The sequence below is a fragment of the Streptomyces sp. NPDC002055 genome (genome assembly GCF_040296705.1).
Lineage (GTDB): Bacteria > Actinomycetota > Actinomycetes > Streptomycetales > Streptomycetaceae > Streptomyces.
The window spans coordinates 118,351-132,753 of the sequence record NZ_JBEOXS010000014.1 but is presented as its reverse complement, the minus strand read 5'-3'; the positions used below and the strand labels follow the sequence as shown (position 1 = coordinate 132,753).

Annotated in this window: 22 protein-coding genes; 12 read left to right on the top strand and 10 right to left on the bottom strand. The window is 70.4% G+C overall.

The window, feature by feature from the left end; genetic code table 11:
- Positions 1 to 46 precede the first annotated feature (46 nt).
- The 3 genes from ABT112_RS11605 to ABT112_RS11595 all read left to right on the top strand — a co-directional run bounded on the left by ABT112_RS11605 (position 47) and on the right by ABT112_RS11595 (position 2,514).
- Positions 47 to 892 carry a winged helix-turn-helix transcriptional regulator gene (locus tag ABT112_RS11605; RefSeq protein WP_351508172.1) on the top strand — a complete coding sequence of 282 codons (846 nt, stop codon included), beginning with the start codon at positions 47 to 49 and terminating at the stop codon, positions 890 to 892.
- 118 nt (positions 893 to 1,010) lie between these two features.
- A complete protein-coding gene (locus ABT112_RS11600) occupies positions 1,011 to 1,955 on the top strand; it encodes an SPDY domain-containing protein (protein WP_351508170.1) in 945 nt (314 codons plus the stop codon).
- 70 nt (positions 1,956 to 2,025) lie between these two features.
- Positions 2,026 to 2,514 carry a hypothetical protein gene (locus ABT112_RS11595; protein ID WP_351508168.1) on the top strand — a complete coding sequence of 163 codons (489 nt, stop codon included), beginning with the start codon at positions 2,026 to 2,028 and terminating at the stop codon, positions 2,512 to 2,514.
- A 4-nt stretch (positions 2,515 to 2,518) separates the two neighbouring features.
- Here the strand turns inward: ABT112_RS11595 and ABT112_RS11590 are convergent, their stop codons facing one another.
- Positions 2,519 to 2,785: a hypothetical protein gene (locus ABT112_RS11590; protein WP_351508166.1), complete on the bottom strand. Its 267-nt coding sequence runs from the start codon at positions 2,783 to 2,785 to the stop codon at positions 2,519 to 2,521.
- Between the two features lie 219 nt (positions 2,786 to 3,004).
- Between ABT112_RS11590 and ABT112_RS11585 the strand changes: the two genes are divergently transcribed.
- From ABT112_RS11585 to ABT112_RS11550, 8 genes are all read left to right on the top strand, one after another.
- Positions 3,005 to 3,352: an SPDY domain-containing protein gene (locus tag ABT112_RS11585; protein WP_351508164.1), complete on the top strand. Its 348-nt coding sequence runs from the start codon at positions 3,005 to 3,007 to the stop codon at positions 3,350 to 3,352.
- 111 nt (positions 3,353 to 3,463) lie between these two features.
- Positions 3,464 to 3,826 carry a MarR family transcriptional regulator gene (locus ABT112_RS11580; RefSeq protein WP_351508162.1) on the top strand — a complete coding sequence of 121 codons (363 nt, stop codon included), beginning with the start codon at positions 3,464 to 3,466 and terminating at the stop codon, positions 3,824 to 3,826.
- Positions 3,827 to 3,890: 64 nt separating this feature from the next.
- Entirely contained in the window at positions 3,891 to 4,061 is a 171-nt protein-coding gene (locus ABT112_RS11575) for a hypothetical protein (protein WP_351508160.1), read from the top strand.
- A 70-nt stretch (positions 4,062 to 4,131) separates the two neighbouring features.
- Positions 4,132 to 4,392: a hypothetical protein gene (locus ABT112_RS11570; protein ID WP_351508157.1), complete on the top strand. Its 261-nt coding sequence runs from the start codon at positions 4,132 to 4,134 to the stop codon at positions 4,390 to 4,392.
- Positions 4,393 to 4,444: 52 nt separating this feature from the next.
- Positions 4,445 to 4,657 carry a hypothetical protein gene (locus ABT112_RS11565; RefSeq protein ID WP_351508155.1) on the top strand — a complete coding sequence of 71 codons (213 nt, stop codon included), beginning with the start codon at positions 4,445 to 4,447 and terminating at the stop codon, positions 4,655 to 4,657.
- Between the two features lie 90 nt (positions 4,658 to 4,747).
- The gene (locus tag ABT112_RS11560) at positions 4,748 to 5,077 is read left to right on the top strand and encodes an esterase (protein ID WP_351508153.1); all 330 of its coding nucleotides are present in this window, start codon (positions 4,748 to 4,750) and stop codon (positions 5,075 to 5,077) included.
- Positions 5,078 to 5,183: 106 nt separating this feature from the next.
- Entirely contained in the window at positions 5,184 to 5,420 is a 237-nt protein-coding gene (locus ABT112_RS11555; protein ID WP_351508151.1) for a MarR family transcriptional regulator, read from the top strand.
- Positions 5,421 to 5,451: 31 nt separating this feature from the next.
- Positions 5,452 to 5,685 carry a hypothetical protein gene (locus tag ABT112_RS11550; protein WP_351508148.1) on the top strand — a complete coding sequence of 78 codons (234 nt, stop codon included), beginning with the start codon at positions 5,452 to 5,454 and terminating at the stop codon, positions 5,683 to 5,685.
- A gap of 73 nt (positions 5,686 to 5,758) precedes the next feature.
- On the opposite strand, the gene ABT112_RS11545 is transcribed toward ABT112_RS11550, so the two are convergent.
- The 9 genes from ABT112_RS11545 to ABT112_RS11505 all read right to left on the bottom strand — a co-directional run bounded on the left by ABT112_RS11545 (position 5,759) and on the right by ABT112_RS11505 (position 12,827).
- Entirely contained in the window at positions 5,759 to 6,163 is a 405-nt protein-coding gene (locus ABT112_RS11545; protein WP_351508146.1) for a hypothetical protein, read from the bottom strand.
- 107 nt (positions 6,164 to 6,270) lie between these two features.
- Positions 6,271 to 8,043 carry a relaxase/mobilization nuclease domain-containing protein gene (locus ABT112_RS11540; RefSeq protein WP_351508144.1) on the bottom strand — a complete coding sequence of 591 codons (1,773 nt, stop codon included), beginning with the start codon at positions 8,041 to 8,043 and terminating at the stop codon, positions 6,271 to 6,273.
- Entirely contained in the window at positions 8,043 to 8,708 is a 666-nt protein-coding gene (locus ABT112_RS11535) for a MobC family plasmid mobilization relaxosome protein (RefSeq protein WP_351508142.1), read from the bottom strand. The genes ABT112_RS11540 and ABT112_RS11535 overlap by 1 nt, the downstream gene beginning before the upstream one ends.
- Positions 8,705 to 8,929, bottom strand: a complete 225-nt coding sequence (locus tag ABT112_RS11530) for a hypothetical protein (RefSeq protein ID WP_351508141.1) — start codon at positions 8,927 to 8,929, stop codon at positions 8,705 to 8,707. The genes ABT112_RS11535 and ABT112_RS11530 overlap by 4 nt, the downstream gene beginning before the upstream one ends.
- Before the next feature lie 101 nt (positions 8,930 to 9,030).
- Positions 9,031 to 10,092, bottom strand: coding sequence for a DUF2637 domain-containing protein (locus tag ABT112_RS11525; RefSeq protein WP_351508139.1), 1,062 nt, complete (start codon positions 10,090 to 10,092; stop codon positions 9,031 to 9,033).
- Entirely contained in the window at positions 10,089 to 10,655 is a 567-nt protein-coding gene (locus ABT112_RS11520; protein ID WP_185300030.1) for a WhiB family transcriptional regulator, read from the bottom strand. Before ABT112_RS11520 ends, ABT112_RS11525 begins: the two co-directional genes overlap by 4 nt.
- A 117-nt stretch (positions 10,656 to 10,772) precedes the next feature.
- On the bottom strand, positions 10,773 to 11,480 hold the full coding sequence (locus tag ABT112_RS11515; protein WP_351508137.1) for an ATP-binding protein: 708 nt from the start codon (positions 11,478 to 11,480) through the stop codon (positions 10,773 to 10,775).
- Entirely contained in the window at positions 11,480 to 12,499 is a 1,020-nt protein-coding gene (locus tag ABT112_RS11510; protein WP_351508135.1) for a hypothetical protein, read from the bottom strand. Before ABT112_RS11510 ends, ABT112_RS11515 begins: the two co-directional genes overlap by 1 nt.
- A 1-nt stretch (position 12,500) precedes the next feature.
- A complete protein-coding gene (locus tag ABT112_RS11505) occupies positions 12,501 to 12,827 on the bottom strand; it encodes a transcriptional regulator (RefSeq protein WP_351508133.1) in 327 nt (108 codons plus the stop codon).
- A gap of 573 nt (positions 12,828 to 13,400) precedes the next feature.
- On the opposite strand from ABT112_RS11505, the gene ABT112_RS11500 reads away from it, so the two are divergent.
- A complete protein-coding gene (locus tag ABT112_RS11500) occupies positions 13,401 to 14,276 on the top strand; it encodes a helix-turn-helix domain-containing protein (RefSeq protein ID WP_351508131.1) in 876 nt (291 codons plus the stop codon).
- The last annotated feature ends 127 nt before the right edge of the window (positions 14,277 to 14,403 follow it).

Genomic DNA, 14,403 nt, shown 5'->3' with positions numbered 1-14,403 from the left:
TCACGTCAGAGATCCACACCCCCCTTGCCTCAATGGAGTTCACCCCATGTCCGCAACCTCACCGTCCTCCGCTACCTCGATCGGCTCGGTCGATGCACAGCGTGTCGAGGACGCGCTTTCCCTGATAGCACCGAAGTGGACCACCTGGTCGGCGCAGACCCTGGCGCAGCAAACCAGCCCGATGCGTGTGCGTGATGTCGCCGCCAGGCTTCCCTTCGTCAGCGAGCAGCTCGTCGGCAAGCGGCTGGCCCAGATGCACGCTGATGGATTGGTCACCCGAGTCGGCGACCGCCACGGGGCTCCGTATCAGCTCAGCGCCTTCGGCGAATCTCTGTCTCGGGTGCACGACACCCTTTCCAACTGGTCCCAGGCCAACCTCTCGCTCGGCGGCCGGGTAGCCGGTGCCGAACGCGTTGAGGATGCTGTGCGGCGCCTGCACCTGCGGAATTCGACCTCCGTGATCCAGGTCCTCGACGCGGGCGGCCCCATGAGGTTCGTCCACATCGCCGAGGAGGCCGATTTGGACAACGGCTGGACCCGGAAGCGACTCCACCGGCTTCAGGTCGACGGCTTGGTCGCCCGTACCGGGCCCCGCCACGGCGACCCGTACGTCCTGACCGACGCCGGGCGGGCGCTGGGCCCCGTCTACGCAGCCGTCGAGCACTGGAGTGACCCCGTCGCCACGCGGCAGCGCTCGGCACCGCCGGCCCCTGTCGCGACGGCCACGCGGACCCACACCGGCGTCCCGCTGGGGTCGGACAACATCCGAACTGCAGCGGCCCTGCGCCGGAGCGCCGCCGCGCCGAGCGCGCTGTTCAGCCACGCTCCGCAGCCGCAACCGCGGGTGCCCGCAGCCGTCACCGCCCAGCCGACGCCCTCTCGGGGCCGGTGATCCGGATGGCGCTGAGAGCCAACTACGCCTCCCCGATGCCACGGCGCCCGCGTGCAGTCGAGCAGCCCTTTCCGCTGCGCACGCGGGCGCGTTCCCCTTAGCCCCCGGAGCCTTGACCATGAACACCCGGCAGCCCTACACCCAAGCCCCCTTTCACGAGGTACTGGTCAGCCCCATGTACCTGGCCGGTTCCAACGGGACCGGAGAAGCTGGCTTCGCCCCCGTCGCTCACTGGCCCCACCACTACCTCGACGAGGGCCCCTGCCAGCTTCTCGTCACCTCGTCCGATCAGAGGATCCGTATCGGCTGGTTCGGTGACGACTTCGAGCTGTGGAAGGTCACCGCTGCCGAGCAGGCCGTTTCAGCCCCCCGCTGGACGGCGACCTTCAACCATGTCACCCCTGCGGAGATCGTCGCCGGTCTCACCACCGCCCTCGCTCACGACTACGCCGAGGCCGATGCCTACGAAGGCAACGGGCGCTTCCTGGCGAGCCCGTCGTATCGCTGGGCCGACGCCGTCCGCCCCCTGACCGATGCCGGCTGGACTCGCGATGGTGGCGCCGAGCTGGGCACCGTCGAGATCATCGCTCCGGACGGACAGGCAGGGGTTCTCATCGACAACCGCCGCTCCCGTCCGGACGACGAAGCCGTAACGCTCTGGGCGGGTCCACCAGGCTGGGGCACTCGCGCGGAGGCGGTCTTCTCCGCCCGCACTCCCTCCCACCTGATCGCCGCAACGGCAGCGGTGATGGCCGATCCAGCCCCGGCAACACGTGAGCGACACCAGATTCACCGCGAGGTGGAGCACCTGGTCTCGCTCACCCCCGTCGGCCCGCCCGTCCCCCAGGCTCCTCGGGCTCCCACCCCTCTTGACGTACGCCGCACCGCGGTCACACAGGCCGTCAACCGCGCCGCACGTTTCCCTCGGACAGCCGCCGACCTGCGGGTCATGGCCGCGCGCAGCCGTACAGGGGCCTCGGCGCAGAACCGGTCGAGCAATCCTGCGCCCGCTGTCGGGATCAGGCCGCTGGCCGCCCCGACGCCCCCACGCCACAGCCGCTGACTACCGGCTCCAGTCCCTCTGGGACAGCCCCTCCGCCCGAAGCATCATTCCGAATGCCGGGAGTTCCACCATGCCCGACGCCACCGCACTCGATCAGGCCACGGCCATGATCGAGAAAGCCTGGGGCCGCCCGATTGAGGCTCTGGAATCCCTCGCGGTCCGCAGCCCTAGCGACGACCCCCTTCTGCGCTCGGCCATGCACATCCGCTCGGCCTTGGTCGTCACCGACAACGCCGTGGCTGTGCACCAAGACCGTCTGCATGCCCTAACCCGGCCCGGCCGTGTGCCGGCCTTCTACGACCTGGAACGGATCACCGGCTCAGCGGCGGACCTTCGCGTCGCTCAAGCCGAGAGCCGGACTTCCCTTCAGGCCATCGGCCACGTGATCGAAGCGCGTGAATCCGCCGCGACCGCGGACCGGGCCCCGGCAGCCCGGCTGGCCCAGGCCGCTGTCGCCCGCTCGGGGCACGCTCCACGCGCACTGGGCCAGTCTCCCGATCAGCCCGCTCCTTCTGCCGTTGTCGGCCCGTCGGTGGCCGCACTGGGGCCGCACCGCTGATCGGTCAGTTGAGGTCCTCGTGGCTGTGGGCATCCCCGATGCGGGAGCCCACCGCGCGGGCCAGGTCCTCCAACGTCAACTCGACGCGACGCCCATCCGCGATCCGGTCCTCCACCACGGCGTCCTCGTCTCGCCGTCCGTCGGACTGCACACCGACGGCCCACTGGCCGTCAGCGACCATCGCGATGTCGCCCACCGTCCACGGCCGCCCGGCGGCGCGGATCTTGCGTTCCAACCCGGCCCCGTCCCAGTGTCTGCTCGGCTCCGCCATCCCTGCTCCCCCTTCGGTCCCGTGCGGCCCGTTGCCGCAACCCAGTTACGACAACCGCGTTCACCGTTCCATTCCCGGCGTCAGAGTCCCCCACCGACGGCCACCAGTTCGCCCACGGCAGACGCCGCTTCCCGGGAAAGGACTACGCACTTCGGGACACTGCATGTCAACGTACGGGTGTTGGGAAAAACCGCAGGTCAACGAAGGGATCGTCCAACCGTGAACACCTCCCCCACCCTCCTGCCCGCCGTCGTCCGCCCGGCCCTGGAAGACCGTCGCTGGCTCTCCTCCGACCACTGTGCGGGTCCGGTGCTCGACCTCCTCGACGCCCTCGGCTGGGCGATCGTTGACACCCCGGAGGCCAACGTCCACGCGACGAGCCCGGACGGCCGTGTCTACGTCGGCTGGCTCCCCGAGGACTCCGCCGCCTGGAAGCGCGGCATCGTCTGGCAGGTCCGAGTGCAGCCCACTGAAGGCGACCCGTGGGTGCAGGAGTTCGGACTTCACACCCCCACCGAGGCCGTGGCCGGATTCCTCGCTGCACTCGTCGCCCGCTCCTCCCGCTGACCGCTGAACCACTGGGGCGGGCTGGTGGTGGCCCCAGTCATCGGCACTCCTCCAGGTCCGCGTCTCGTCGGACGGGTCGACCGCTCTGCCCCTTGGCTGAAAGGCACTGAAATGACCATTTACTCTGACGACCTCGTTCAGGCCACGATGGCCGGCTTGGGCGTCGCCGTGTTCGCGGCCTACGACGCTGTCGCTGGCTCGGGCCTGGTGCCGCACGGTCTCCCTCAGCTCTGCTGTGGGGTCGCATTGGTGTACACCGCCGGTAGCTTCCAGGACTACCTTCGCCGCCGCGATACCCGCGTCGTCGCCTACCTTTCGGGCAACCCCGGCACGCCTCTACCCGAGATCAGTTCCGCCACTGGGCTGAGCAAAGAACGGGTCGCCAGCTCGCTGCAACGCCTGGTCGCCGACGGCTTGGTCGTCTCGGAGGGCGGCCCTACCTCCCTCGCCCGCTCCTACCGGCTGGCCTCCTGACTCCGCCGTCTCCGGGCCGACCGGCTCCGTCCCCGCTCGTCCACCCAACAGGGGGTTCCGACCCGTGCGCATGCTCCTGGCCACCCGGCCCGGCTACCGCCGTAAATGCGCCTACGCCCGGCGCTGCACCTGCTTCTACCTGCCCGGTCAGTACGGCCGCCGCGCCAAGACCATCCGCCGCCGGGCCGCCCGCCGTGCCGAGGCGCGCCAGTGGCAGCGCGACCTCGCTGAATAGCCGCACGCTCCGGGCACCCGTCGATCCGGACGCTCACTGTCCCCACCCCACTTACGAGGAGTTGCCCACCGTGCCCTTCCGCGCCCCGCTCACCAACCACCACTCCGACGGCACTCCCTGCCCGGCGGACCACAAGCACACCAGCTCCGGCAAGCCGCTCCACGCCCGTTGCCCCGGCCGTGCGTACACGCAGGCCGTCTGCTCGTGCGGCGACTGGGAGATGAAGGATCGCGGCAAGGGCTACGTCAATGAGTGCCGCCGTCGGCACCTCGCCGACCACCCCGAAGGGCCGAAAGCCCCTCGCGACCGGCTTCACCTCGACGCCTCCTGACGCGCCACCACCAACCCGGCCGTCTCTTTCCGTTCCGCTCCCGGAGGATCCCTTGCCCCAGTACCTGACCGTCGGCCACCTGCTCCGCCAGCTCCAGGGGCTCGACCCCAACCTGCCGATTCGCCTCGCCATCAACCCAGACTTCCCCTTCGCCCACTACGTGGGGGCCGACGTCATCGTCCGGGACGGCAAGGCGTTCATCGCCGACGACGGCCAGGAGGGCTACCTCCCGACGGTGGTGCGTAACGCTCTCGCCTGGGCCTGACCAGATTCGATCAACGCCACGGAGGCTTCCATCTCGTCGCGACCCCACCCTTCGTCCGTCCTCCCGCTGCACGGCCTCGCCGTACGCCCCATGCCGGACGGCGTACGCGGCGCGCTGGTCCAGCGCGTCTCCGCCCGGCCTGACGGCCCGCTCGACGTCACGTGGCTCGCCACCGGAACTCCGAGACTCCCCTTCGGCCGCATCCGTCTCTACTGGGAACCGGCCTCCCTCGCGGGCTGGGACGTCACCGCCCACCTTGGCCTGGCCACCACCGAGGTGCACCTCGCCTCCTGGCCCGCCGCCCCGGACGACTGGCCGCGCCTGGTCCGCCCAACCCTCCACGAGGTGACCGGCCTGAGCGCCGCCCTCACGTTCACAACCGACGCCCTCAACCTCTCGAACCACCTCGCCCAGGTCTGACCGAGAACCGCAGAAGGCCGCCCCGCGCCGATCAGGCAGGGGCGGTCTTGCCATGCGCCCAGCCACGTGTTGCGTACGCTCATCACCGACGAACGAGGAGGACACGATGGCCGACGACCAGCAGCTCTGGGGCTACCCCGAGGTCGCCGCCCACCTGGGCATCAGCGTTGGGGCTGTCCGTAACCGCAAAAGCCGGGGCAGCCTGCCCGCGCCTGACGACACCACCGTGCCGGACCGGCCACGCTGGAGACCCGCCACGTTCCAGAACTGGAACCCGGTCGGCCGAGGATTCCGTAGCGACCTGCACCGCCCCTCCTCACAGGGGATCACGCCATCCGGCTGACCGGCGCTCGCGCCCGCCGTAGGCTGCGGCCATGACGTCCGATTCGCCGATGCCCTCCCCACCGTTCCCTTCACCTGACAACGCTGCGCTCCGGGTGGTCGTCGGCAACGCCATCGCATCAGTCCGCAACGGCGAAGCCTCTGTGGAGGACGCGATCCTTCACGCCGCCGTCCACGGCTGGTACGAGGGTCACATCCAGGGCGAGGACGAGTGCACGGGCTGCAACTTCCGAGGTGGGCTGCCGAAGAACGGGAACCGCGGCTGACCATCTTGCGACCCCGAGGGGCGCCACCGACGTGTAGTCGGTGGCGCCCCTCGGCTTTTGGTATTCCGCTCGCCTAGTCCAGGTAGGCGCCGGCGAAGGCCCCGTCGAAGCCGAGCGCGGTGAGGCCCTGCTCAACGCTGGGGTAGGTCGTTCCGTCCGGGATGGCGATCAGGGCGTCGAAGTCGGCGCGGCTGATCTCGGGTTCGAGCCACTGATTGCTACAGCGGCAGCAGACCCAGACGTTTCGGCCGTGGTTGATGAGCAGCCAGTCGCGCCGGGCACGGCAGGCCGTGCACATCACCGGGATCCCGCGAAGGGCCAGTTCACGCGGGTGGCTGAGGCAGCGCGTCGCGCCGGGGCCGCCGGGCGGCTGCGTCTCGTACTGGAGTTGCAGCAGAGGATCGGTACCAGCGGGGAGGACGGGCAGCACGGGTGTCGGCTCTGCGGGGCGGTGGGTGGTTCTGAGCACGAGCGTCATCTCCCGGTCGAGGTGCTTCTGTTTCCATCCGTAACAGCCGGTGGAACTGGTTGTCCAGGGGTTTCTCGAAGGCCGGTGGGCCGGTCAACCGGCCCGCCGGACCCTCGTCAGCGGCGCGGTGGGCGGTTGCGCGGGTCGGAGACTGCGGGGCGAGCTGCTGCCGTGGGCGCCGTCCGGTTGTTGGTGCGATTGGTCGAGGCTTTCGGCTGGCTGGTGCCGGCCTGCGGGCGGCGCGTCGCTTCCCCCGGGTGAGCAGGAAGCTGGGCGAGACGGCGCAGTCGCCAGACAAGCACGTCGTTCACGTCGTCGGCCGTGTCGAGTTCGCGCATGTCGATGGCCTGCTGGAGAAGGGTTTTGGGGTCGTGGCCTGCTTGCTCGACCTGGGCAAGCGTGGCGGTCAGGGCATCGGTCTTCGTGGACGAGCTGTCTGCTCGCATCGCTGCTTCGGGCAGTGCTGCGCGGATGGTGGCCTGGTGGGTGCGGCGTTCGGCTTCTGGCAGAGCGCGCCCTTGGTCGCGCAGTGCCTGCATGGGCGTGGCAGCGGCCTGGCGGTAGGCGACTCGCAGATGCTCGGCAGTCTGTCGGGAGGCATGGGCCTGCTGGGCATGTCCACGGGCGGAGTGCCAGCGGGCGGCGGCCAGCGTGACCAGGACCAGGGTGGAGAGGAGCATGGCGGTGGCGCCGCCGTCCTCGCCACGGCCGAGAGCGCTGCCGGCCTGGATGATGCCCCGGGCCGCCGAGCGGATCGCCCGGGTGTCGGCACGCTCCGCGCGGACGTGGCTGCGGGTCGCCCGCTCGAAGGCTCGGGCGGCGGCACCCAACTCGGCGCGGGTGGCGGCCGGGGAGGTCTGTGTCACCGCGTCCAGGAGTTCGCCGATCCCTACCAGTTGAGCTGCGGCTTCGTCGTCGTCGCTGTCGAGCAGGATGGCGGCGTGCTCGACGACGCCGGTGGCGTTGCGTCGTTCCCTGGCGGGCGGGGACCAGTCCGTTCGGCCGCTGGTCGCCGCCGGGTGCGTCGTCTGGTCAGCGGTGCCGTCGGCCAAGCGGCGGCGGATCTTGGGGAGTGAGAGGTCGGGGGCCAGCTTGGATCCGGGGTACCAGATCGGCATGCCTTCGCGGTTGCGGTCGCCGGGAAGTGCGACGTTGTAGCCGATGGCGTCGCCGGACGGGGCGTTTCGGATCTTCACACGGAGGCCCGCCTCGCGGAGCCTGGTGAAGAACTCCTCTTCGGTGGCCGCCCCAGCGAGTGCTTGGCGCACGGCTTCGCGGAGACTCTCGCGAGGGGCCTCGGGACGCCCGGTTCGCTCGGCCTTGAAACGCTCTGCGCTGGTGGGGGACTTGGCTCCGGTGCCGTCGCCGGGCCGGAGCTGGCGCAGGCCCATCTCCTTCTCTATGCGTCGGCATTCGGCCTGGGCCTTCTTGAAGTCGTAGTTCATCCTCGGACGGCGCAGGTCGCCTCGGACCATGGTGGCCAGGATGTGGATGTGGTCGTCGGCGTGCCGTACAGCGACCCAGCGGCAGCCGTCTGGGTCGCCTTCGGGGGCGAGGTTGACGGCGTGGACCAGGCGGCGGGCGACGGTGTTCCATTCGGCGTCGGTCAGGTTTCGGTCGCCGGGGTCGGTGCGGACCGAGCAGTGCCAGACGTGCTGGGCGGGCGCACTGTCGCCGGCCTGCTTGACCCGGAGGTCTAGGGCGGCGGCGAGGCGGGCGAGGGTGACCTTGGGGTCGGGGCCGGGGCTGGTGTCGCGGCCGGGGTCGGGGGCGAAGCCGTCCCAGCTCCCGACGAGGTGGGCGTCGGTGTGTTCATCGCGTTTGCCAGGGCCGTACAGGTAGACGAGCAAGCCGTGGGTTCGTGAGCCGCGTCGGATCTTGGGGACCATCAGAGCCGCTTCTTCACCAGGGTGTCAGCCGCGTCGTCGATGCGGACCAGCAGTCGGGTCAAGGTCGTGAGGGCGTGTTCGAGTTCGCCGGGCCGGGGCTGACTTCCGGCGTTGTGGATGTAGGCGATCTGGTTGATGTTGTTGCCGATCCGGGAGAGAGCGGTGCGGAGGGCGGCCAACTCGTCTATGGCGGTGTCGAGTTGTTCGTTGGTGTGCAGGGTGGTGGAACCGCGAGCGGCGGCGAGGCCGGCGGCGGCGAGGAATCGCGCGACGGTGACGCTGCGCTGCGCGGCGGCGACGGCGACCTCGGCTTTCTCGTCGTCGGAGAGGCGGGTGGTCGTCTTGCGGGTGCGCTCGGTCGGGTTGCGGCTGCGGCGGCGCGGCTTGCGGTCGGGGAAGGGGGACGTGCTCGGGCTCGGCTGCTCGCGTTCGCTACGGCGGTCTGCTTCTCCCCCCGCTCCCGGCACCCCCTGGTGCCGGGAGTCCGGCTGGTCTCCGTGCGCCCTCGCTCGGGGACCAGCCGGGCTTCCCCCGCCCTCCTGGGCGGGGGCAAGTGCGTACGACGGGCCGTAGGACCGTCGTACGCGACAACTTGCTCCGCCAGGAGCCGTCGTGGGGTCACGCTGCTGTCCGGCGGCGGTAGCCACCGGGTCGTTGGCGGTCATCGGCTCGTCTCCGGGTTTTCCTGCCGGAGTTCGCGGACGAGTTCCTCGATCCAGTCCATGGCCAGGACCGGGTGGTGGAGGGTCCAGGGGCGACTCTCCCGGGTTCGTTGCACGCTCCAGGTGTTGTCGGGGCCGGATTGGGCCCGGTGCAGGTGGCCGCGCTGATGCAGGACGGTCAGCCAGGAATCGACCTCGGTGGGTGTGGCCGGGTGGGTGCGCATGGGTTGCTCTCCGCTTCGCTTCGGAAGGATGTGGGGCGCGTGTCCGGGGGCGGGTGACCGGCCGTGGTGTCCGGCTCGGTCACCCGCCTCGTGCTGTCCTGTCAGTTCCGGCCCGAGGTGACCGGCTGTCCGCGCTGGGCGCGGAGCTGGGCCATCAGGGCGGTCAGGGTGTCGCTGGACAGCGGGATCTGCTGACCTCGGATCGCCTGGGCGACCACCTTCCGGGTCAGCTTGTCCTCGGCCCTGACCGCTGACCGGGCGATCTTCAGCAGCTCCTCGGTGTCCGGGTCACTCCGCCGGTCACTGGCTGTCCGGGTGTCCCGGTCAGTGACCTGAGGCGGAGTGACCGGCCGGTCGGTTTCCGGCGCGTGGCTGTCCTGGTTACCGGTGACCGGCTCGGTGCCGACCGCGCGGGCAGTGACCGGCGGCGCGGTGTCCGGCTGTCCGGGCAGGTCAGGGGACTCGTGCGGCTGTTCGCGGTCACCGGTGACCGGGCTGCTGCTGTCCGCCGGGGCGCTGTCCCCGGTCTGTGACCGAGGACTTGGGTTCTTGTCCAGGGACAGACGCGGCCGGTCGGTCAGGGCAGTGACCGGCTGCCCGGCGCTGACCTGACCAGGCTCCGGCTGCTGACCGACCCGGTCAGTCCGGGTGACCGCGATGCCCTCGGGCCGGTCAGCCTGACCGAGGTGACCGGCCTGACCGAGGTCCTCCCGGTCACTGCCCTTGACCGGGCCCCGGGCGATCAGGATGTAGAGGTGGACCGCTCCAGCCAGCGCGAGGGGGGCGATGGTGGACAGCACGGCGACCACCGTGTCCCCGAGTCGGAGGCCGGTGCCGGCGACCGCTTCGTCGTTGAGCCGGACCGCGTGGAGGGCGTTGGCCCAGATGCTGGCAGCGGTGGCTGTGCCGAAGAGGGCCCAGACGTAGAGGCGGGCGCGCAGAGGCGCGTCGCGGAGGACCAGGAGTGCCCGGATGCCGTAGGCGATGAAGCCGTCGATCACCAGGGGGAAGAGGTAGGTCAGGAAACCGCGGACGTGGATGGCGACGGCCATCTGCTGGAGGGCGTCGTACGACAGGGCGCACCCCGCGCCGCCCAGGGCGATGACGACCGCGCGGTCCCAGCCGGTGATGTGCGCCGTCATCGGCGCGCTCGCGGTGCTCACGCCGCCGTCCCGAAGTCGTCGCGGCCCAGGCGCTCGCCGTCGGTCTCGGGGGGCGGAGTGGTCTTCGTGGTCTGCTCCAGGTCTCGGTTGCGCAGGGCGCGGCGGGTCTCGCGGTAGAGCTTCTGAGCGTGCTCCTCGGTGATCTTCAGGAGCCAGGCCAGGCGCTGCTCGGTCACCCCGTGCCGGTAGGCGGCGTGGACGACCGCGCGGCGCTCGGCCTTGGTGAGGTGGACGTCCCGCCCGGCGATGGTGGCGTTGACGCGGCTGTAGTCGAGGCGGTTGGCGAGCTTCTCGTGCAGCGGCCCGCGCTCCTCCTCGGTCAGTCCGCCCCGGATGCCGTCGGTGTCGCCGCTCTCCAGGGCTGCATCCAGGCAGGTGCGGCGGACCGGGCACTGGCCGCACAGCGACTTCGCGGCGGTGATCTTGTCGGTCTCGTCGGGCTCCGGGAAGAAGATTTCAGGGTCCACCGGGTTGTACTCGGTGCTCTGGCAGACGGCCTGGTCCTGCCAGGTCTGGTCGCCGAGCGACCGGTGGCGGGCAGGGCTGATCGTCGTGGTGGTCATGCGGGTTGCTCCGATCGCTCTCCGCGCGCAGGGGCGTCGGCGGAGGGGTGCGCTGGGTCGGGAGGTGCATGGGGCGGCGCGCTGAGGGCGCGGCCCGGCGTGGCGGCCTGCGGCGGGTCAGGCTGCGGCGCGGTGGCGTCTGCGGTCGACCGGCTCGAACTCGACGCGCGTGGTCATCTGCGCGAGACGGGAGGCGATGCGGTCGCCGAGGTAGGCCCGGAGGTCTTTGATCGCCAGGTTGGTGGTGATCAAGGTCGGGAGTTCGTAGTTGTACCGGCGGTTGATGAGCCGGTACGTCACTTCCTCGACCCACTCGCTGGTCTTGGCCGCGCCGAGGTCGTCGATGATCAGGAGCGGGCAGCGGCTGACGGCCGCCAGCTCCCGCTCGCTGTCGACCCCGGGCCGGGGGCGCAGGTCGGCGTACAGGTCGGCGGCGGTGGTCGCGCGCCAGCGCACGCCGACTCCGCTCTGCACCAGTTGCCGGACTGCCCCGTACGCCTGGTGCGTCTTGCCCGCGCCGACGACTCCGGCCATCAGCAGGCTGGGGCCGGTGGTGACCTGTCGCCGGGCTCCCCGGCTGGGGGCGACGGCTACCTCGGCCACGTCACGGGCCCAGGCCAGGACTTGGGGGTGGTCGGCGACGGCGGACTGGTAGCGCGGGGGCATTCCAGCCGACAGGGCACCCAGCAGGGAGAAGGACTCGGGCTCGTCGGTCAGGTCGGCGACGGCGGCCGGGTCGATGTTGCGGGCGGCCAGGATCCGGGCCATCCGGTCCAGGGTGCCCTCGCTGCCGATGGTCTGCGGTTCGCGGGTACGGGTGCGCATCACAGCTCCTCGGCGTAGGCGGCGGCAGCGTTGGCCGGGTTGGTCCACGCCTGGTGAGCGGGCACGTTAGGCCGGATTCCCGGCCGCGCCAAACCGCCGGAGCGTGCGTTCATGGCCTCGTTGACCATGCTGGTCAGGACGCTCGGGTGCTTGGGGTTGGCTGCGAAGTTCTGCAGCCCGGCCCGGACGTGCTCCGGGGCGATGCCCTCGCCCAGGAGCTTCTTGGCGATCCGCCCGAGGTGCCCGATCACGTCGCTGGGCGGACGCTCGTCGCAGGCAGCGATGTACTCGCCGACGAGCTGGTTGGCCGAGACGGTGGCTGCGGGCGCTGTGCGCCCCGTAGGGACAAGAGATCCAGGATCCAAGATCCTAGATCCAGGCGCCGAGCCCTCTCCGAGGCTTCGGGGAAGGTTCGGAGAGCCCTCGGCGAATGCCTCCTGACCTGCGCTTTTCGAGTCAGGGCGGCTAGGGGCGCCGACCATGCCGTCGAAGGCGTCCTGCTGGACGGTGGGAGCCTGGTCGGCGTGGCCGCGAGGTGTCGCGGCGGGCTGCGCGGGCAGATCGAGGGCTCGGGGAGCGTTCGGCGAAGCCTCGGCGAGCCCTCGGGTAGGGATGGGCGACTCCTCGACCCGCTTGGTGCAGGTCTCCCTGCAGGGGCCGCACCGGTCGGCACCGTGGTGCTGCGGGCAGGAGGGCAGGCGGGACTGGCTCGGCTTATCGATCTTCTGGTGCGCGGACCAGGTCACGATGTGGAGGTAGCGGCGGCCGTCGCAGCCGGTGTACCGGCAGATCAGACCGGCGGTCGCGAGCTGGTGGAGGTCGTCCTCGACGTGGACCGAGGTGTGCTCGGCGCGCAGCGGCCAGAGCAGCCCGGCGATGATCGCGGCGTTGTCCCGGTGGCGACCGTGGTCGTCGGCCTGGGTGAGCAGGCCGAAGAAGGTGCGCTCTGCCTCGACGCTCACTTCGGCGAGCGACTCGGAGACGAATGCCTCCGGCTTGATGGTTCGTATCCGCGCCATGTCAGCGGCCCCGACCGGCGGCGACCAGGTCGCTGCGGGTGAGGGTCGCGGCGGCGATGTCGAAGATGTGCGGCCGAGTCCAGTCCGCGTCCGGCCAGACTCGCAGGATCCAGCGGGCTGCGACCCTGGCAGTCGTCCGCCCCAGCTCCAGGGTCTCCCCGTCCTCGTCCTTGACGATGGCGTGCGGGTGGGGCCACGCTTCCTTCGGGTCGTTGAGGCTGACCCGGACGGTGGCCGCGCCCGGGATCATGTCGGCGAGCTGGGCGGCGAGGCGGCGCTGGCGGTCGGTGTCCGGGCAGGCCAGAGTTCCGCTCGGCATGGCGAGCATGCGATACTCCGTTGTTCGTAGGAGTGCGGTGCGGCGGTTTTCGTGCATGAAGCCCCGCCGCCCGCGTGATGTGAATTGGCGCCCCTCGGGGTGCCGGCCCGGCGCTTGGGAGTTGGTAGCTCCCGGGCGCCGGTTTGCTTTGCTGCGCTACGTCACGGACCGTGCGCTCGCATTCGCACCACCCCCTCCTCCCTGCCTTCCACCTGCTCGTTCCGCCCCTCCCCGGGTCGCTGCCCGGCGGGGGACGACGAACATACGTAGACACCCGCGGACAAGTCCATCCCTGGCCCTAACCCGTCGCACAGGGCTGGCGACGGCCGGTATTGGGGAAGGTGCTCCCGCGATCGGTCGACAACGACTGGGTACCGAATGCGACGCGGGGCGTTGCGCGAGTCGCCACGACAACGCAACATGCATAGAGGTTCTCCAGGGGCTGGCACACTTGAGGATCGGGGCCCGATCAACAGGTGCGATACAGCAACGTACGTTAGTTGCACGGATGTATCAAGCCTGGATTACAGTTGTCCCCGACGCCGCCCCGACCGGCCCGACCGCCACGCTGCAGGAGTTCATGTGCCCCCACGTCAGTTCGACGGCAGTCGCGTGCGTGCTGTCCGGCGGGGCAAGGACCTTGGCCAGAAGGAGTTGGCCGCCGAGGTAGGTGTCAGCGGCCCCACTGTCGCGCGATGGGAGAGCGGCCAGGACTTCCCCAAGGGCGAGAAGCTCCCAGCGATTGCAGCGGCGCTCAGTCAGCCGCTCGATGTTCTCTTCCCCCACGACGGCCCGCAGGACCTGCAGCTCCTGCGGTGCGACGCCGGCCTCAGCGTGGCGCAGGCCGCTGCGATCATCGGCACGAGCCGCGTGCCAGTGAGCAACGCCGAATCCGGTCGGCGCAGGCTTAACGATGCTTACGTGCAGCCGCTCGCAGAGGCGTACGGGGTGACCGAAGCGGAATTGCTGGCCGCCCAGGACTGCTCGTTCGGCCTTCGCCCCAGGACCTCGCGTGACGACCAGGCATCCGCACCCCGCACGATCGGAGAAAAGATCAACTATCTCCTGGAGCACGGGTACGTGGGCCAGGAGGCACCCTCTGACGAGGAAATCGCGCGGGTCGTCAATGACCACGCAGGCGGGACAGCCGTCACAACTGACGACATCGTCGCCCTTCGCACGGGTGCCACAACCGAGGCTTCCGACGTAGTGCGTGCCGGCCTAGCCGAGGCGCTCCAGGTCGACGCCGGCCTCTTCCAGGACGATGCCGAGGTCAACCCTGCGGCCCGCGAACTCCTGGAGGCGATCCGCTTCCTCGGCTCGATTCACCGAGGACAGATCCTTGGTCTGGCTGCCCGCGGCAACAGCGGGGGCCTGTCGGCCGAGATGATGGCCAACATCAACGACCTCGTCGGAGAACTGAAACACAAGCTGCCAGAGGTGCAGGACGGGGAGTGACTCCGTCGGCAAGCGGTTCTCGCGGGCTTGGATCTTTGAGACGTTTCCGCTCTGCAGGCTTCGCCGTCTGATGCGGATCGTCGACCGCGCGTGGAGGGACTGGCCGGTCGTGCCGCTCGCAACTGGC

What these genes read in the sequence shown, in the direction of transcription:
- ABT112_RS11605 (WP_351508172.1), top strand. Translation starts at nt 47, where the DNA reads ATGTCCGCAACCTCACCGTCCTCCGCTACCTCGATCGGCTCGGTCGAT.
- ABT112_RS11600 (WP_351508170.1), top strand. Translation starts at nt 1,011, where the DNA reads ATGAACACCCGGCAGCCCTACACCCAAGCCCCCTTTCACGAGGTACTG.
- ABT112_RS11595 (WP_351508168.1), top strand. Translation starts at nt 2,026, where the DNA reads ATGCCCGACGCCACCGCACTCGATCAGGCCACGGCCATGATCGAGAAA.
- ABT112_RS11590 (WP_351508166.1), bottom strand. Translation starts at nt 2,785, where the DNA reads ATGGCGGAGCCGAGCAGACACTGGGACGGGGCCGGGTTGGAACGCAAG.
- ABT112_RS11580 (WP_351508162.1), top strand. Translation starts at nt 3,464, where the DNA reads ATGACCATTTACTCTGACGACCTCGTTCAGGCCACGATGGCCGGCTTG.
- ABT112_RS11560 (WP_351508153.1), top strand. Translation starts at nt 4,748, where the DNA reads ATGCCGGACGGCGTACGCGGCGCGCTGGTCCAGCGCGTCTCCGCCCGG.
- ABT112_RS11555 (WP_351508151.1), top strand. Translation starts at nt 5,184, where the DNA reads ATGGCCGACGACCAGCAGCTCTGGGGCTACCCCGAGGTCGCCGCCCAC.
- ABT112_RS11550 (WP_351508148.1), top strand. Translation starts at nt 5,452, where the DNA reads ATGACGTCCGATTCGCCGATGCCCTCCCCACCGTTCCCTTCACCTGAC.
- ABT112_RS11545 (WP_351508146.1), bottom strand. Translation starts at nt 6,163, where the DNA reads ATGACGCTCGTGCTCAGAACCACCCACCGCCCCGCAGAGCCGACACCC.
- ABT112_RS11540 (WP_351508144.1), bottom strand. Translation starts at nt 8,043, where the DNA reads ATGGTCCCCAAGATCCGACGCGGCTCACGAACCCACGGCTTGCTCGTC.
- ABT112_RS11535 (WP_351508142.1), bottom strand. Translation starts at nt 8,708, where the DNA reads ATGACCGCCAACGACCCGGTGGCTACCGCCGCCGGACAGCAGCGTGAC.
- ABT112_RS11530 (WP_351508141.1), bottom strand. Translation starts at nt 8,929, where the DNA reads ATGCGCACCCACCCGGCCACACCCACCGAGGTCGATTCCTGGCTGACC.
- ABT112_RS11520 (WP_185300030.1), bottom strand. Translation starts at nt 10,655, where the DNA reads ATGACCACCACGACGATCAGCCCTGCCCGCCACCGGTCGCTCGGCGAC.
- ABT112_RS11515 (WP_351508137.1), bottom strand. Translation starts at nt 11,480, where the DNA reads ATGCGCACCCGTACCCGCGAACCGCAGACCATCGGCAGCGAGGGCACC.
- ABT112_RS11510 (WP_351508135.1), bottom strand. Translation starts at nt 12,499, where the DNA reads ATGGCGCGGATACGAACCATCAAGCCGGAGGCATTCGTCTCCGAGTCG.
- ABT112_RS11505 (WP_351508133.1), bottom strand. Translation starts at nt 12,827, where the DNA reads ATGCTCGCCATGCCGAGCGGAACTCTGGCCTGCCCGGACACCGACCGC.